13 protein-coding genes are annotated in these 18,512 nt (G+C 39.1%); 7 read left to right on the top strand and 6 right to left on the bottom strand.

The features are described from left to right. The first annotated feature begins 8 nt into the window (after nucleotides 1-8). The 6 genes from GQR59_RS16225 (at nucleotide 9) to atzF (ending at nucleotide 8,873) form a co-directional block, all read left to right on the top strand. A complete protein-coding gene (locus GQR59_RS16225) occupies nucleotides 9-830 on the top strand; it encodes an ABC transporter permease (protein WP_160064432.1) in 822 nt (273 codons plus the stop codon). Next, the gene (locus GQR59_RS16220) at nucleotides 830-1,663 is read left to right on the top strand and encodes an ABC transporter ATP-binding protein (RefSeq protein ID WP_160064430.1); all 834 of its coding nucleotides are present in this window, start codon (nucleotides 830-832) and stop codon (nucleotides 1,661-1,663) included. The genes GQR59_RS16225 and GQR59_RS16220 overlap by 1 nt, the downstream gene beginning before the upstream one ends. Next, nucleotides 1,656-2,501 carry an urea amidolyase associated protein UAAP1 gene (locus GQR59_RS16215; protein ID WP_160064428.1) on the top strand — a complete coding sequence of 282 codons (846 nt, stop codon included), beginning with the start codon at nucleotides 1,656-1,658 and terminating at the stop codon, nucleotides 2,499-2,501. Before GQR59_RS16220 ends, GQR59_RS16215 begins: the two co-directional genes overlap by 8 nt. A 2-nt stretch (nucleotides 2,502-2,503) precedes the next feature. Beyond that, the gene (locus GQR59_RS16210; RefSeq protein WP_025563387.1) at nucleotides 2,504-3,142 is read left to right on the top strand and encodes an urea amidolyase associated protein UAAP2; all 639 of its coding nucleotides are present in this window, start codon (nucleotides 2,504-2,506) and stop codon (nucleotides 3,140-3,142) included. A gap of 119 nt (nucleotides 3,143-3,261) precedes the next feature. Next, nucleotides 3,262-6,951 (top strand): urea carboxylase, encoded by a 3,690-nt coding sequence (gene uca, locus GQR59_RS16205; RefSeq protein WP_268893011.1) that lies wholly within the window; start codon nucleotides 3,262-3,264, stop codon nucleotides 6,949-6,951. Beyond that, nucleotides 6,951-8,873 (top strand): allophanate hydrolase, encoded by a 1,923-nt coding sequence (atzF, locus tag GQR59_RS16200; RefSeq protein ID WP_236546797.1) that lies wholly within the window; start codon nucleotides 6,951-6,953, stop codon nucleotides 8,871-8,873. The genes uca and atzF overlap by 1 nt, the downstream gene beginning before the upstream one ends. A gap of 102 nt (nucleotides 8,874-8,975) precedes the next feature. On the opposite strand, the gene GQR59_RS16195 is transcribed toward atzF, so the two are convergent. The 4 genes from GQR59_RS16195 to GQR59_RS16180 form a co-directional block, all read right to left on the bottom strand. Next, a complete protein-coding gene (locus GQR59_RS16195) occupies nucleotides 8,976-9,671 on the bottom strand; it encodes a response regulator (RefSeq protein WP_160064426.1) in 696 nt (231 codons plus the stop codon). Next, nucleotides 9,668-11,098: an ATP-binding protein gene (locus GQR59_RS16190; protein ID WP_201288130.1), complete on the bottom strand. Its 1,431-nt coding sequence runs from the start codon at nucleotides 11,096-11,098 to the stop codon at nucleotides 9,668-9,670. Before GQR59_RS16190 ends, GQR59_RS16195 begins: the two co-directional genes overlap by 4 nt. A gap of 138 nt (nucleotides 11,099-11,236) precedes the next feature. Next, a complete protein-coding gene (locus tag GQR59_RS16185) occupies nucleotides 11,237-13,195 on the bottom strand; it encodes a MacB family efflux pump subunit (RefSeq protein ID WP_160064424.1) in 1,959 nt (652 codons plus the stop codon). A gap of 3 nt (nucleotides 13,196-13,198) precedes the next feature. After that, entirely contained in the window at nucleotides 13,199-14,404 is a 1,206-nt protein-coding gene (locus GQR59_RS16180; protein ID WP_160064422.1) for an efflux RND transporter periplasmic adaptor subunit, read from the bottom strand. A 635-nt stretch (nucleotides 14,405-15,039) separates the two neighbouring features. On the opposite strand from GQR59_RS16180, the gene GQR59_RS16175 reads away from it, so the two are divergent. Next, on the top strand, nucleotides 15,040-16,659 hold the full coding sequence (locus GQR59_RS16175) for a glycerol-3-phosphate dehydrogenase/oxidase (RefSeq protein WP_160064420.1): 1,620 nt from the start codon (nucleotides 15,040-15,042) through the stop codon (nucleotides 16,657-16,659). A 397-nt stretch (nucleotides 16,660-17,056) separates the two neighbouring features. Here the strand turns inward: GQR59_RS16175 and GQR59_RS16170 are convergent, their stop codons facing one another. Then, nucleotides 17,057-17,800, bottom strand: a complete 744-nt coding sequence (locus GQR59_RS16170) for a DeoR/GlpR family DNA-binding transcription regulator (protein ID WP_201288129.1) — start codon at nucleotides 17,798-17,800, stop codon at nucleotides 17,057-17,059. Beyond that, nucleotides 17,797-18,510, bottom strand: a complete 714-nt coding sequence (locus GQR59_RS16165) for a glycerophosphodiester phosphodiesterase family protein (protein ID WP_160065254.1) — start codon at nucleotides 18,508-18,510, stop codon at nucleotides 17,797-17,799. The genes GQR59_RS16170 and GQR59_RS16165 overlap by 4 nt, the downstream gene beginning before the upstream one ends. Nucleotides 18,511-18,512 lie beyond the last annotated feature (2 nt).

The following is an 18,512-nucleotide window of genomic DNA, read 5'->3' as shown; positions in this document are numbered from 1 at the left end:
CTGACCTTATGCGTCTGATGAATAGTAAGCCAAGTCGCTCAATGCGACTTGCTTTAAACCTGCTACCTTTTGTCCTCTTATTAATTATCTATACGCTGGCATCAGATGCTCGTTTATTAGAAAATCCAAGTGACAAACTGTTACCTTCGTGGTCAAGCTTTGCCGATGCAATACAGCGTATGGCATTTGAACCAAGTAAACGTACCGGCGAATATCTGTTATGGGTTGATACTATCTCAAGCTTGCAACGTTTATTACTGGGTGTTGGTATTAGTGCATTGATCGGCTTAGTAATTGGCGTTGCTAATGGAATGTTGCCTTTATTTCGAGCAACGTTATCACCTTTAGTTACCGCTATTTCTTTAATCCCACCGATGGCGATATTACCTATATTGTTCATTGTGTTTGGTTTAGGTGAGCTATCAAAAGTAATGCTTATTATTATTGGTATCTGTCCGATCCTAATACGTGATTTACAACTACGTACACAATCATTACCCGTTGAGCAGTTATTAAAAGCACAGACCTTAGGTGCCAACACTTGGCAAATCATGGTCAGAGTAGTGTTACCACAAGTATTACCACCATTGTTGAATGCAGTACGTTTAACGCTAGGTAGTGCATGGTTGTTCTTAATTGCAGGGGAGGCCATCGCAGCAACCGAAGGGTTAGGATATCGTATTTTTTTAATTCGTCGTTATTTAGCGATGGATGTGATTTTGCCTTATGTACTTTGGATTGCAGTATTAGCTTTCTTAATGGACACCATTTTACGATTAATTTCTAAACGCGCTTTTCCTTGGTATCACGGTAAAAGAGGGGAAGAGTAATGAATGATTCATCTGCTGAAAAAACAGCTCAACCCATTATTGAAATCAAACAAGTATGGAAAGAGTACGGCGACCATATCGTTCTTGAGAAACTTAACTTAAATGTACAAGCAGGCGAGTTTGTTAGCATTGTTGGCGCATCAGGTTGTGGTAAAACAACGTTGTTAAATATGTTGTTAGGGACAGAGTCTCAAAGTAGAGGTGAAATTTTACTTGATGGCGAGCCTATGCCAACAGAACCTAATGCCACGCGAGGGATCGTGTTTCAGAAATACTCTGCTTTTCCGCATCTTAATGCATTAGAAAATGTGATGTTAGGAGCTGAATTCGCTGATGCACCTTTACTTGGTAAAGTATTTGGTACTCCACGTAAAAAAATTAAAGAACAAGCACTAGAGATGTTAACGGCTGTTGGTCTGGCTGACGCAGCAATGCGTTACCCAAATGAATTATCAGGCGGTATGCAACAGCGTTTAGCGATTGCGCAAGCGTTAATAAAAGAACCTCGTATTTTGTTACTTGATGAACCTTTTGGTGCACTCGATCCGGGTATTCGGAAAGATATGCACAAATTAGTGAGCGAGTTATGGCAAAAACGCGGCTTAACTATCTTTATGATCACCCATGATTTGTCTGAAGGCTTTAGTTTAGGATCTCGCGTCTGGGTGTTAGATAAACCACGAATCGACCCACAACAGCCAGAGCGCTACGGAGCACAAATCGTTTACGATATTGCGCTTAACGCTACACAGGCTATGCCATCATCAATACAAACATTAATAGAAAAACAAGCAACAGCCAAAAGTGCTGTTCAGGAGAATACTCATGAGTAATACATCACTGTCACAAGAGCAGTTACCATCACAACAGCAATCAAGCATCATTTATGAAGATACCATTCCAGGTGCAAGTCATTGGTCAATGGTTATTCCTGCTGGGCAAATATTGTCACTAACCGATATCGAAGGTGGTGCTAATGTTTCTATGTTGTTTTATAACCCAAAAAATTTATTAGAGCGTTATAACGCGCCAGACACTTTAAAGTGCCAGCACACCTTTAAATTAACCCATGGACATTGTTTGTATTCTGATATGGGACGTATTTTTTGTTCTATTGTACGAGATGATACCCAGTGGATTGATAGTATCGGTGGAGTCGCCAATAAACAAAAAGTGGCTGATAAATGGGGCGTAAGAAACTACCAGGGCGATCGTAATGCTTGGTTACAAAATGGATACGATAGTTTGTTAGTAGAAGTGGCTAAATATGGTCTAGGTAAACGAGATTTAGCGGCGAATATCAATATTTTTAGCCAAGTTAAGACTAATGACGAAGGCGATTTAAGTTTTGTGACTGACCATAGTAAAGCAGGTGATGTTGTTGAATTACGTTTTGAAATGGAAACCTTAGTGGTCTTTACCACCTGTCCTCACCCAATGAACCCTGCAGCAGACTACCCAAATCGCTCCGTACAACTTGCTTTACGGACTGCTCCTGAAATGAGCGCTGATGATAAATGCTTAAATTCTAGTGATGAAAATGGACGTGGTTTTGAAAACAATCGTCGCTATAACTTTCAATCTACTCATCAAACATTTAATCAACAGCATAACTGCCAGCATGCACATACTTATTCACACGACAGCCATACTGCGAAACAAGGAGCATAACCATGATTACTTCAAGCCAATTAAAAGCTGAAAATGCGACACGAAGCGATACTGTGCCTGCAGGTGATTATTACATGCAAGTACTTAAAGCAGGGCAAACATTACGTATTTTAGATCTTGAGGGTAACCAAGCTGCAGATACTTTATTTTATAATGCAAATGATCCAAGTGAACGTTATAGCTGCATGGATACCATTCGAGAACAAGGTAATGTTTATTTAACGGCGGGTACCAAGTTATTGTCTAATGACGGTAACGAAATGCTAGAAATTACTGCTGATACCTGTGGTCGTCACGATACCTTAGGTGGTGCTTGCTCAACAGAAAGTAATACCGTGCGTTACGCGATTGAAAAAAAGTGTATGCATGCTTGCCGTGATAGTTGGTTGCTCGCTGTCGCTGAAAACCCACAGTATGGTTTAAGCAAACAAGATATTACCCATAATATTAACTTTTTTATGAATGTACCGGTTAATAAAGAGGGCGGTTTAAGTTTTGCTGATGGTATTAGTGGCGCCGGAAAGTATGTTGAGTTAACCGCAAAAATGGATGTCATTGTACTGCTTTCTAATTGTCCACAATTGAATAATCCTTGTAATGCTTACAATCCAACACCAGTAGAAATGATTATCTGGGATTAAATTTGAGGTGATAAATCATAACAATATGATTTAGTAATACGTTAAGAAGCTAACAAGGACGACCTTGTTAAAATGCTTAGATTATTTCGGGACGACCCGACCTGTTAAAGGTCAACATTATGCTTAATACTAAACTTACTACTGAGCCTATTAAAGCACCGGTTCAAATGTTCACTAAGGTATTGATTGCCAATCGTGGTGCAATTGCTTGTCGTATTATTCGCACATTATCAGCCATGGGCATTAAAAGTATCTCTATTTATAGCCTCGCCGATGCCGATAGCTTACATGTTTCTCAAGCAGATGAAGCTTATTCATTAGGTGAAGGTGGTGCAAAACAAACTTATCTCAATATTGAAAAAGTGATCGCCATTGCTAAACAATGTGGTGCACAAGCGATTCATCCTGGTTATGGTTTTTTAAGTGAAAATGTTGATTTTGTGCAAGCCTGTGAAGAAAACGAGGTGATCTTTTTAGGGCCAACATCACAACAAATGTTGGAGTTTGGTCTTAAACATCGTGCCCGTGAAATCGCTGAACAAGCCAACGTGCCGTTATTACCCGGTAGTGATTTGTTAGTTGATATCGATGATGCGTTAACTTGCGCAGAAAAAATTGGTTACCCAGTGATGCTAAAAAGTACTGCTGGTGGCGGTGGTATAGGTATGCAGCGTTGTAATAGCGCAGAAGAATTAAACCAAGCATATGATTCAGTTAAAAGGTTAAGTGAAAACAACTTCAGTAACAGTGCACTTTTTTTAGAAAAATTCATCGTTCAAGCGCGTCATATTGAAGTACAAGTGTTTGGTGATGGTGAAGGTCATGCGATTGCGTTAGGAGAACGAGATTGTTCAGCGCAACGTCGTAACCAAAAAGTAATTGAAGAATGCCCAGCCCCAAACTTAGATGATGCACTACGTAAAGAGTTACATAGCACAGCAACACGCTTAGCAGCATCAGTAAACTATCGTAGTGCAGGCACAGTGGAATTTGTATTTGACCAACAAGCACAGCAATTTTACTTTTTAGAAGTGAATACACGCTTACAAGTAGAGCATGGTGTAACTGAGTTAGTGTATAAGGTTGACTTGGTTAATTGGATGGTCAGCTTAGCGGCAAAACAATTAGCACCATTAGTTGAACTTGAACAAAATTTAGTCGCCAAAGGCCATGCCATTCAAGTACGTTTATATGCCGAAGATGCGAACAAATCTTTCCAACCAAGTGCGGGGTTAATTAGCCATGTTAAATGGGCGACAGAGGTGGAACAGGGCACATTACGCATTGATCACTGGTTAGAAAGCGGTACTGAAGTCTCTCCCTTTTTTGACCCGATGTTAGCCAAAGTTATTTGTCACAGTGAGTCGCGAGAACAAGCATTAACGGGGCTAAAACAAGCGCTTATAAACAGTGAAATTTACGGTATTGAAACTAACAAAGATTACTTACATCAACTATTAAGTAGCAAAGTGGTTGAAGAGGCAAAGTTACTAACACAAACCCTCAATCAGTTTGTATACGCACCTTGTTCTATCGACGTATTAAGCGGTGGAACACAAACAACCATTCAAGATTACCCTGGTCGCAAAGGTTACTGGAATATCGGCGTACCTCCTTCAGGCCCAATGGACAGTGTGAGCTTTCGTTTAGCGAATACATTATTAGGTAATAACAATGATGCTGCCGGTTTAGAAATTACTGTGAGTGGCCCAACATTACGTTTTAACAGCGCGACACGCATCGTATTAACCGGTTCAACAATCGATGCGGTGTTAGATAATGTAAGTATCAGTAATGGTGTAGTTATTAATGTGCAAGCGGGACAAACGTTAACCTTAGGCAATATTAAAGGAGCGGGTTCTCGCTGTTATTTATCTGTACAAGGTGGTATTCAATGCCCTGATTACTTAGGCAGTAAATCAACGTTCACCTTAGGCCAATTTGGTGGTCATGCAGGTCGTGCTTTACGTACGGGTGATGTATTACATATAGATGATTTAGCTGAAAGTAGCTTTCAGATTGCTGAATCGAAACAGGCTGCTTTACTTCCTGGTGCCTTGTTACCCGCTACATTGTTACCTGAAATTACAGACGAATGGACTATTCGTGTTATTTACGGACCACATGGAGCACCTGATTTCTTCTGCCCTGAAGATATTGATGCTTTCTTTGATGCAACGTGGAAAGTTCACTTTAACTCCAGTCGTACTGGTGTTCGTTTAATGGGACCAAAACCAAAATGGGCGCGTAATGATGGCGGTGAAGCGGGTTTACACCCTTCAAACATTCATGATAACGCTTATGCAGTAGGTACGATTGATTTTACTGGGGACATGCCTGTTATTTTAGGCCCAGATGGCCCAAGTTTAGGTGGTTTGGTTTGTCCAGTTACCATCATTAAAGCGGACCTGTGGAAAGTTGGGCAGTTAAAAGCAGGTGCTAGCATTCGTTTTCAACCGATATCAATTCTTGATGCACAACAGTTAGAAACACAGCAAATTCAACAATTACAATCCGGTCAGTTTACTGAGCAGAAAGCGCCAACAGAATTACCTGAAACTGCGATTATCAAAAAAGTTGATAAAACAGAACATAACGAACAAGTGGTTTACCGCGCGAGTGGCGAAGATTACTTATTAGTGGAATACGGTCAGCAAGTGTTAGACGTGGCATTACGTTTTCGTGTACATGCATTGATGTTAAAGCTGCAAGATATGAATATTGCTGGCATTGAAGAATTAACACCGGGAATCCGCTCACTGCAAGTCCATTACGATAATTTACAACTTCCGCTTGCTCAATTATTAACTCTATTAGCCGAAGCTGAACAAGCGTTAGGGGATATTAGCCAATTAACCGTGCCATCACGTATCGTGCATATTCCTTTATCTTGGGATGATTATGCAACACGTTTAGCGATTAAAAAATACGATGAATTAGTCCGTAAAGATGCACCATGGTGTCCTGATAACATTGAGTTTATTCGTCGCATTAATGGTTTAGACTCCGTTGAAGAAGTAAAAGAAATTGTCTTCAATGCCAGTTATTTAGTGATGGGATTAGGTGATGTGTATTTAGGAGCGCCAGTAGCAACGCCGCTCGATCCTCGCCATCGATTAGTGACTACAAAATATAATCCAGCTCGTACTTGGACACCAGAAAATGCCGTGGGTATTGGTGGTGCTTATTTATGTGTTTACGGAATGGAAGGACCTGGTGGTTATCAGTTTGTTGGTCGTACTTTACAAATGTGGAACCGTTATCGCAAAACTGCAGAATTTGAAAAACCATGGCTATTACGCTTCTTTGATCAAATTAAATTCTATCCAGTAAGCAGTGAAGAATTAACTCAAATTCGTCATGATTTTCCTCGTGGTAATTACCCACTGAAAATAGAAGAAACAACATTTAGCTTAGCAGAATATCAACAAAGCTTATGTGATGCTCAAGACTCGATTGTGACTTTTAAAGAGAAGCAACAAAAAGCCTTTGAAGCAGAACGTCAACGTTGGCAAGAAACGGGTCAAGCTAACTTCGTTGCGGATGAAATGACACAAGTTGAAACGGATGTCATTAGCCTAACGGCAGAACAACGTGCTGTTGATAGCCATGTGGCAGGTAATATTTGGAAAATATTAGTAGAGCCGGGTGACGAGGTGATTGCAGGGCAACCGTTATTAATACTTGAAGCGATGAAAATGGAAATTGAAGTGGTGGCACCAGCCGCAGGGATTGTCTCAAGCCTTGTACAAAAAGAAGGTGCACAAGTACATGCAGGACAACGTTTATTGATTTTGGAGAAAAGCTAATGACTGATACTAAACAGGTTCTTGATAATAAAAAGATTATTGATAATAAAAAGATTACTGAGGCTAATAAAATGACAACACAAAACATGACGATCAGTGCCTTACAAGCAGCCTACTGTAGTGGTGAATTAACAATAGAAATATTTTTAGCCGCTAAATTACAACAAGCCAAAGACGATCAAAATAACGTCTGGTTAAGCACTATTTCTGAAAAACAGTTAACTGAGATGTTAACGTCATTAAGTAATAAACTAAGCACCCAATCCATTGATGATTTACCGTTATATGGTGTGCCTTTTGCGATCAAAGATAATATTGATTTAAGCCTATTACCGACTACAGCAGGTTGTGAAGCGTATCGTTTTCAACCAGATCAATCAGCGCAAGTCGTGCAATTATTAATAGAAGCGGGAGCGATTCCATTAGGTAAAACTAATTTAGACCAATTTGCCACCGGGCTTGTTGGTGTGCGTAGCCCATGGGGCGCGGTTAAAAATAGTTTTAACCCTGATTATATTTCTGGTGGTTCAAGCTCAGGCAGCGCAGTCGCTGTTGCTAATGGTAACGTGAGTTTCTCATTAGGTACGGATACGGCAGGTTCAGGCCGAATACCTGCTGCACTTAATAATATTGTTGGTTTAAAAGCGACCAAAGGATTATTGAGTTGTACAGGCGTTGTACCGGCATGTAAAAGTTTAGACTGTGTGACTTTATTAGCGAATACGGTTGATGAGCTTAACCAGTTATTAGATATTACTGCCAAGCAAGATAACAATGATTGTTACTCGCGAGAAAACCTTGGTACTGATGCGGCATACCAACCTGAGACAGGCTTTGAATCATTAAAAATTGGCGTGCCAGAACAAGACCAATTAGCCTTTTTTGGCGATGAAAGTGCACAAACTTTATTTGCTAGTACGGTTGAGCAATTAAAACAAGCTGGCGCAGAACTAGTGACTATCAACTTTCAGCCTTTTTTAGATGCTGCCACATTGCTTTATGAAGGACCTTGGGTAGCCGAACGTTATGCCGCTATTGAAGAGTTCTTTATTAAAGATCCTAAACAATGCTTACCAGTGATTGAAACTATTATCGGTGGGGCAACAGCACATTCAGCGGTGAGCGCTTTTAAAGCTATGTATAAATTACAAGCATTTAAAGTACAGTGTGATGCGATTCTGGCGGAGCTAGATTGTGTTGTGACTCCAACTGCTGGCACGATTTATAGTATCGCTGAGCTTGAAGCAGATCCAATTCAGTTAAATTCTAACTTGGGTTATTACACTAACTTTATGAACTTATTAGATTATGCCGCAATTGCCGTACCTGCTGGTTTCTTAGCATCAGGGTTACCTTTTGGTGTGACTTTCTTTGGCCCTGCTTTTAGCGATCGTTTATTACTGAATACTGGCGCAAAACTACAACAACTGAATAACTTTACCTTAGGCGCAACTGAGCAAATGTTAAGTAAGGCAAATGCTAATAAAGCGCAAGCCAGCTCATCCGCTGCTGAAATCGACATTGCTGTTTGTGGCGCACACCTTTCAGGTTTTCCACTTAACCATCAGTTAACAGAGCGCGGTGGTTATTTAGTAAAAAGTACTAAGACGACTGCTGATTATCGCTTTTATGCACTGGCTGGTGGTCCTCCTTTTCGTCCTGGTTTAATTCGAGTGACAGAGCAAGGTGTCGCGATTGATGTCGAAGTGTGGCGTTTACCTGCAAGTACAGTAGGCAGTTTTTTACAGGGAATAGGGCAACCGTTAGGGCTCGGTAAAGTAGAACTAGAAGACGGCAGTTGGGTGACTAGTTTCATTTGTGAAGGTTATGCGATTAATGACGCGACAGATATTAGTCACTTAGGTAGTTGGCGTGCGTATGCCGAACTGAATAAATCATTAATAGACACAAACGAAGTATAGACTGTATTAAGTTATTTCAAGATTAGCCTACATATTATTGTTGTAGGCTAGTTTTCATTATGTAGCTGTTAATGTCAGTGTAATTGTTAACATAGCCGCTTATTAGGACAATTTATTAAACTTATAACCAATGCCATATACTGAGCTTATTGGGTCTACTTCAGGTGCGATTTTGTTAATTTTTTTACGAATGTTTTTGATATGAGTATCGATGTTACGGTCGGAGATATCAAAAGTGTCGCTGTAGGCATACACTAATATTTCTTCTCGGCTGAATACACGACCACTGTTTTCTAAAAAAAGTCGAACGATTAAAAATTCCCTTGGTGTTAGATCTAAAAACTGTCCTTTAAAGGTCACTTCAAAGGCATTTATTTTCATTTCAAATCCAGAGTGTTTAATGACTTGTGTAGCATCAATCTCATTATTATTACCCGCTCGGCGTAATACGGTTTTAACTCTCGCCATCACTTCCCTTGGACTAAAGGGTTTACAAATATAATCATCTGCGCCAAATTCTAAGCCGAGTAGTTTATCAATTTCTTCGCCTTTTGCAGTGATCATGATGATAGGTAGTTCTGAGAAGGATCTGATTTTTTTACAGATCTCCAAGCCATCAATATCGGGTAACATTAAGTCAAGCAACATCAGGTCAATACTATTATCTTCAACAAAACCAACCACCTCTTTACCGCTACAGTGGTGTTCGACTAAGTAACCTGCATTTTGACAATAAGCGATCAGTATCTCTGCGATATGAGCTTCATCTTCAACAATGAGAATAGTCTGTTTTTTCATGGCCTATAATTCCTGTGCTCTGGTAATGTAATATTAATACTTAACCCACCTAATGATGACTCAGCAGTAGTGATAGTTCCTTGGTGGGCCTCGATAATTTGCTTACATAATGCTAAGCCTAAGCCGGAGCCTCCATAACCTCGGTTACGCGAAGGCTCTACGCGATAAAAGCGCTCAAACAATTTATCTTGGATATTTACCGGCACACCTGGGGCTGAATCTTGTATTTGAATATGCACTTGCTTAGCAATGATTTGTGCTGATATTTGGATTTGTCCAAGTGCATCAGTATAACGGCAGCAGTTCTCGAAAAGGTTAACGAATAATTGTCGAATCCTATCTTTATCGGCTAGTACGATACATTTTTTATCTGCCATTAATTGGGCGACTTGTGAGCAATCGACTCGAAGTTCTTTTTGACTAAACTGAGCTGTAAAACTATCGGCTACTTGCAATAGTATTTGAATAGGGTTGAGTGATTCTTTTTTATAAGTGAGTCCACCTACGTCGGTAATAGAGAGCTGATAAAGGTCATTAACAATATGGCTCATGCTATCTATTTGATCTATAAACAGTTGAACACGCTGCTCATCTGCTACAAATATACCGTCTTGCACACCAATCAGTTGGCCTCTTAATACGGTCAAAGGTGTTTTTAACTCATGTGTTACATCTGACATCCATTTAAAACGGCTATGTTGATTTTTGTCTAAGGTGTCAGCTAATACATTGACGTTTTCTGATAACAAAGCCAATTCGTCGTTTGTTTTCTTTTCAATTCTAATACGATAATTACCTCGAATTAAGGTGTAGGTACCTTCAATAAGCGAACTGATTGGTGCGACCAAATGCCTTGAAAATAACCAAGCAGTAAATAATGACAACACAATAACAATCAAAGCGATTACGTAATAACTTTTATATTGCTGTGCTAAAAATTGACTACCGGGGCTACCTTTAGCCAATTCAGAGGGAATTAAGCTAATCCATCCAATAGTTTGTCCATTTAACTCAATCACTTCGCTGTATGAGTTATCAGTTATTAATGGTTTGCCAATAACTACTTTTTTATCAACATCGTATAGGCTTAATCTTTGTTGTGTTTGTAATAAATTACTTAGTGCAGATAGGCTATCATCAGCCTCAATATCATCCTTTGATTGTGACTTATTGTTCCCATTTTTTGCTTTTGGTCCCAACATGGCTTTCCAAAGAGGCTCATTTCCTTTTAATTCATCCCAACTGTCATTTTCTTGGTAGTAAGCAATTATTCGGCTTTTTAAATCTGCAATTTTTTTATGTTCAGCTTCATTCACAAAATCATTGAAGCTGGTGGATAAATTGATGGTTATTAATACCAACATTAAACTGACAGCAATAAAGCTGGTGAGAAAAAACACAAAGAAAAATTTATAGAATAGCTTCAATTGTAGTCCTTTTTTATCATTAATATCGCTTGAGTAAGTGAGTTAATTGCCCTCAAATATAGCTCACTTTATTTTAAACTTACTGCTCGTTAACTTATGATACTCATCTCGGATATTATCTGTTCGGTATGTCTCTTATTAATCTCTAGACAGTGCCTCTACCGGGTTAAGTTTAGCCGCATTTCGTGCTGGTAGATAACCAAATAAAACACCGATCAAAGTTGAGCAAGCAAATGCGGTAATGATTGAATTCGTTGAATAAAGCATTTGAAAGTCACTGCTGCTAGAGGCGAAGATAAGACCAATTAAAAAAGCCAATGAAATACCCAAAATACCACCGCAAATACAGACTAACACCGCTTCAATTAAAAATTGTCGTAAAATATCATGCTTACGAGCACCTACTGCCATTCGAATACCTATTTCACGGGTACGTTCAGTTACTGACACTAACATAATATTCATGACACCAATGCCCCCCACAATAAGAGAGATAAACGCTATGGTTGAAATAAGCATGGTCATAGTCGCTGACGTTTTTTCAATATTTGCTCGAATAGTATCTGTGTTTACGGTAAAAAAGTCTTCAACACCGTGACGCATTTTAATTAGCTTAATAATACCCTGTTCAGCAGCGGTGCTAGACACGCTATCATTAATTCGTACAGTAATATCATTAACATCATTTTGTCTAAAAATACGTGCTGATACAGTGGTGTAAGGGATCCATACATTTAATGCGTCAGTGTTGCCAAAGGCACTTTCTCTTGGTTCTGTCACGCCAATCACTCGTACGGGTAGTTGACCGAGAAATATCACTTTACCGAGTGGTGATTCTTTCGGGAATAAAGAGGTTACAGTGTTTGAGTCGATGACGGCTACTTGAGCGAGTTCATCAACGCTATTTTCATTAAAATATTGGCCTTGCGCTAAAGTGTAACCGCGTACTCTAAAATACTCTGCCCCTACACCTTGTACTTCACCGGTGACGGCTTGGTTGCTATAGCGAATCGCCACATCCGCTCTCACTGTTGGTGTAACACTATCAACAAATGGTAATGTTTTGAGAATCTCTGCATCACTGGCTGTTAACGTGCGTATTCGACCAGAACGGCGATCACCCAGCCCATTACCGGGTTTAATTTCAATAGTGTTGGTGCCCATTGATGCCATATTTTCCAGAACCGCTTGTTGGGAACCGTTACCCAGTGCGACAACGGAAACAACGGATGCGATACCAATAATAATACCAAGCATGGTTAGAAACGTACGAAGCTTATGACTAGACATGGCAATCAATGCCATTTTTAGCGCTTCAAGATAACGTGTCCAATCAAATAAACTGTTTTTCGGGATAGTCGCCTTTTTCTCTTTTTTAAATTCGACGGCATTAACTGTTTCCGTTTTTGGGTTAGTGACTGTGTCACTTTTTATTTCACCGTCTTTTATCTCAATAATACGATCAGCAAACTTCGCAACCTGTAAGTCATGGGTCACTAAGATAATGGTATGGCCGTCTTTATGTAATTCTTGTAACAGCTTCATCATTTCTTCGCCGCTGCTACTATCAAGTGCACCTGTTGGTTCATCTGCTAAAATAACGTCGCCACCATTGACTAGTGCGCGTGCAACACTGACCCGTTGCTGCTGACCACCACTTAATTGGCTTGGTTTGTGATCAAGCCTGTCACTCAACCCTAATCGAGTCAGCAATGCTTCAGCTTTTGCTCGACGAGTTGCTTTATCTTCACTGGCATATAACGCTGGTACTTCTACATTCGCGACGGCGGAAAGATCTCCCAGTAGATGATAACGCTGAAATATAAAACCAAAATATTCGCGGCGCAGTGCTGCTAATTGGTCTTCATCCATTTTAGAAGTATCTTGACCATTAATCAGATACTGGCCTGCCGAAGGCTTGTCCAAACAGCCTAAAATATTCATTAAGGTTGACTTGCCTGAACCGGATGCGCCAACAATAGCGATCATTTCGCCTCTGTGAACTTTTAAACTCACGTTATTTAACACGGTAAGATCTTGTTCTCCAGCGCTAAATGTTCGGCTGACACCTGCAATTTCAAGTAGCACTTCACTCATAGATTAAAGCCCCGCTAGGTTTTGATGGCCACCCGCCTGACGGCTAGAGGTAGTGGTTTGATTTGCAGAAGATTGGCCGATAATAATTTCGTCACCTTCCTCAAGTCCTGATAATATTTGTGCATTAACACTGTTATTGATGCCAACTTCAACATCTCGGTACTCGACTTTATTATCTACTTTGACTGGCACTTGATAACTATTTGCTTGGTTTGTTGCTCCGCTTGATTTAGCTATAAGCACTTGAGAAGGAACTTGCAATGCATCTTCCGCACTTTCTAGAATAATAGATACTTGAGCAGTCATGCCAATACGTAATAGCTGTTCAGGGTTGTCGACATCAAATAATGCATTGTAATAAATAGCATCACTGTCACCTATGCTTAGCTGACTATCATCGCCAGTCAATAGTGTAGGGCCAGGCTCAATTGCACGTAATACTGCCGTGTATTTTTGTTTAGCATCACCAAGAATTGAAAAGTAAACTTGTTGTCCTGGGTTTATATGGATAACGTCTGCTTCTGATACTTCAGCTTTAATGGTCATGGTTGTTAGCTGCGCGAGTTCAACAATACTAGGTGTTTCTTGATTGTTGCTGATAGTTTGACCTTGTTGTGCAGAAATATAAATAACAGTGCCATCGATAGGCGCAACGATTGTCGTATAACCTAATGCTAATTTGGCGTTATCGACACTGATCAGTGCTTGTTCTTTCTGTGCTTCGATTTGTTCTAGTTCTGCGCTATATACCGTTAACGTTGCCTGCGCCGTGTCGAAAATGGACTGAGAGCTCACGCCATTTTTAAACATTTTTTGTTGGCGTTTAAATTCTGCTGTTGCTTCATGTATTTGTGCTTGTTTTGCTCGGTATTGAGCATTGATAATAGTAAGTGACGCTTGCGTTTCTTTTAACGTATTTTTTTGCGTCAAATTGTCTATTTGGGCAATTAAATCGCCTTTTTTAACCTGATCGCCGAGATTAACTGCAATATTGTCTATTTGTCCTGATGCCTGAGAACCCACATCAACCAGGGTATAGGGATAAAGTACGCCATTTGTTAAGACTACATTTTCTATATTGCCCTTTTTTACAAAGTCAGTGGTAAAAACAAGATTTTGTTCATTTTCTGCAAAGTAGTACTGAATCGAGAAAACAACTCCAACAACGAACAATATTAATATCGTTATGTGCTTTATTTTTTTATTCATGACCGACCCAATCTTATTAGTAAAAGTGAAAATGCTTCAATGAAAGCGATTAGGGTAAGTATAAGTAACAAATATAGGTAAAGAATGAAGATGAAAAATAAATTAAGTGTTTGTATTTAAAGTGCTATTTTTATTTTTTATGTGATTGTGTGGCAATTGTGTGGATGTGTTTTTATTTATTACTTTATCCATCAAGCGTTATTGTGCTTTTGTAAGCATTAAAAAATAAGCTATTTTCAGTTAAAAAAGTAATCACGGTCTTTCATTCCATTAAACTTATCTCTGCACATTAGCGTCTTTAATCATCATATTATGTTTATTTTACAAAATATTATGTCTGTCTAATTAAACCTTAATGCCATGCCTTCAGTATTAAGACTGAGAGAATACAATTTACTGATCATTTGAGATGAAGGGCTTATTCAACATGCACCATAATTAAACGTTAATCACTCACTGAATCATTTCAAGCAGTTTTTATTTAATGAGTATTATTAATTATTTTTTCTTTTTGGTTATCAATTAGTCATATTTTTTATAAGTAAAGTGCGAATGATCGTATTAATTAGAAAAACAATATGTTCTAATGTGAGCATTAAAGTGCGTTATCGAACATTTAGAACAAGGATTCCGAAATGAGCCTCAATAGAACAAACAATATTAAACAGCTAGCTGAAGAAGAGTTAGATGTCCTTATTTTAGGTGGTGGTATTAATGGTGCTGTTGCTGCGGCATCTTTGGCTGCTAAAGGCGTTAAAGTTGGACTAATCGATAAAGGAGATTTTGCAGGTGCAACCAGCTCTAATTCTTCAAACCTCGCATGGGGCGGTATTAAATACCTAGAAAGCCATGAATATCGTTTAGTGAATAAACTTTGTAAAAGTCGTAACAACTTAATGAAACATTACCCATCATCAGTGACTGAGGTTCGTTTCTTAACAACGATTCAAAAAGGTTTTCGTTTCCCAGTGTGGTTTGTGTTCATGGGGACGCTAGCTTACTGGTTATTTGGTCGCCTATTCACTATGGCGCCTAAATATCTGACACGTAATACGATTAAACAACTTGAACCATCTATTAAAGTCACTGGCGCACAAGCAGGTTTCGAATACTCAGATGCTTTCTTAAAAGATAATGATTCGCGCTTTGTATTCAACTTTATTACTGCCGCGGCAAAAAAATCAGCTCTCGTTGCAAACTATGTAGAGTCGGTTAACGCGGTACGTGAAAATGACCAATGGGTGATACAAGCAAAAGATAAAACCAACGGTCAAGCGTTTACTATTAAAGCAAAAACGCTCATAAATGCGTGTGGTCCGTTAGTTGACCAAGTTAATAAAGGCACTAAACAGAAAACATCGCATCATCACTTATTTTCTAAAGGTGTGCATTTAACGGTTGATCGTATTTCGAAAGAGCATCGCGTATTAGCCTTTTTTGCGAGCGATGGGCGTTTGTTCTTTGTGTTACCAATGGGTTCTAAAACGTGCATCGGTACAACGGATAACCAGGTTGAAAGCCATCAAACATCAGTGACTGATGAAGATCGTCAATTTATTCTTGATAATGCGAATACGTTATTAGAGTTAGATAAGCCATTAACTAAAGATGACATTATTGCTGAACGATGTGGCGTTCGCCCATTAGCGATTGAAGCGGAAGAGGGCGTAGCTGACTGGGTAGCGTTATCCCGTAAGCATGCTATCGATGTTAATAAAGCTGATAAACACATCAGTATTTTTGGTGGAAAACTAACCGACTGTATTAATGTTGGCGATGAAGTTGCTGATATTATTGAGGATTTAGAAATTTCAATGAACCGTTCTGATGCACTTTGGTACGGCGAACCTGCTGATCAAGTTAAAGCGAAATTTATGGGTGAGATTGAAGAATTTAATATTGATAAGTTAACACCAAAAGGCGCACTTGAGCCTTTATCTAGTCGTTTCTGGCGTCGTTATGGCGAAGATGCATTTGTACTAGTTGAAGCGATTAAACAGAATCCAGCTAAAGCAAATCTTGCGCTTGAACATACCGAGTTTACTTGGGCTGAAATTGACTGGGTTGCCGAGAATGAAATGATTGTTAACCTTGATGACTTACTTCGTCGACGTTCAAAAGCAACATTAGTGATTCGTAAAGAGCTATTAGACAATGCAGAAGGGCTGGAAGCGATAAGTAAGCGTTTGTTCGGTGATGATGCACAACAAAAAATGGATGAATTCCGTGGTCGAACTAATTTTAACCGCATTTAACCGTTAACGCCGCTGATTCATTATTTACTGATGTACATCCAGTGAAAATATAATGAAGTAAGTAGTGTTTATTTAGGAAAGTAATGTTCGTATTACTTTCCTAATGTTCGTTTGATTGTAGTCTCAATCATAATGGTTATAGCGATTATTTTAACAAGTAAATTAGCTTCAATAAATAATTGTGATAACGAGACTCTGCAACAACACTCTGCAACAATATACCAGCCTGCAATAATCTATTAAAAACTCTTCCTACTTCTAATCTGATTTATTACTCTATTCTTATACTCATTCTGTTTTTAATTTGTAACTTCATTTTTAGCTATTCTTCGGCTATTACGTGCGGTAAATTCACGAATTGGCACGCTAATTAATCTTCTATCAAGTAAGCTTTACATTAAGCTGTTTTATTAACCGGTACCAGTGGAAGATCTGAGGGAAGGTTAGTGTGATTACTATAAATTTTATCAAACTCAGATAATGAAGCGACTTTTACCGAAGCGGAAATCGTCCATTTAGTGGCATCGGCTACTAACCAAGTTTGTCGTGAGTTTTTTACAATACATCTCGAAATCTCTGCTTCAGCAGTTTCATGTTCCATTGCTGAATGACTGCTCGTCACCGCTGCGCAGCCTAATATGCCGATGTCTGCTTCAAAATTATTGAAGAACTCTGTGACATTATTACCAACCACATCTTGTTGTTGTGATCGAAATAACCCACCTGCAATATAGACCTCAATATCAGGATTCATTTCCAGAATGCGAACAACCTGTAAGTTATTAGTGATCACACGGTGTTTGGTTTTTAAGTAATAGGCGATACGCGTTACTGTTGTGCCGATCCCCATAATGATGGTTGAACCATCAGGAATAGCATTGGCGACTTTTTTGGCTATTTGATCTTTTACATCAAACTGTATATCACTACGATATTGATAACTGCTATTGGTCAATTGTGCAGGTAATCCTACACCGCCATGGATACGGCGAGCATAACCTGCTTTACAAAGTTGATTAACGTCTCGGCGAATAGTTTGCGTTGTCACCTGAAAGTGTTCAGACATGGTTTCTATCTGAATATCTTCCTTCTTACGTAAGCGCAATAAAATATTTTGCTGACGAGCGTTAAGTTTTATCATGTGTTAACAAATACATCTGGTTTGTCAGTAATAATAATATCGACGCCCCAAGATCTAAATTTATCTGCTTGTGTTACATCGTTAAGTGTCCAAATAACTAGTTTAAGTCCTGCATCTGTGATTGTTTTTGCCATCGTTTGATTTAATATTTTATGATCAAGATGCACGCTATACAGGTTCAGAGCCTTTAATTTTTCTAACGTAGCTAGGGGATTATGTTCAGTAATATAACCTAATCGAATATCTGGCATGACTTGATGACAATGCTCTAATGCTAATTCAGAGAAGCTAGATAAGATGAGCTTTTCATTTGGAAAGTTTACGTTAGTTAATACCTTTGCGATCTCATTCACTAGCGGTTCAGCTTGATGTGGATGATGAATCTTAATCTCAAGATTCATACTCAAATCATTCTCCATGAAGAACAATAAAGTGTGTTCAAGCGAGATAATCTGTTCACCAATAAACGCGTCTGAAAACCAACTTCCGGCATCTAATGCTTGTAGTTGATTAAACGTTAAATCAGCCACTAAGCCTTCACCGTTTGTGCAACGGTTAACCGTTTCATCATGGAAGATGATAGGTGTTTTATCTGCGCTAAGTTGTGTATCTAACTCAATCCATTTAGCACCCGATTGCAGTGCTTTTTTAAAACCTGATAACGTATTTTCTGGCGCCAGTGAAGCTGCACCACGATGACCTGCAATCATAA

Source organism: Psychromonas sp. L1A2, assembly GCF_009828855.1.
In the GTDB taxonomy this organism is placed as follows: domain Bacteria; phylum Pseudomonadota; class Gammaproteobacteria; order Enterobacterales; family Psychromonadaceae; genus Psychromonas.
This window is presented reverse-complemented; position numbering and strand designations above follow the sequence as displayed.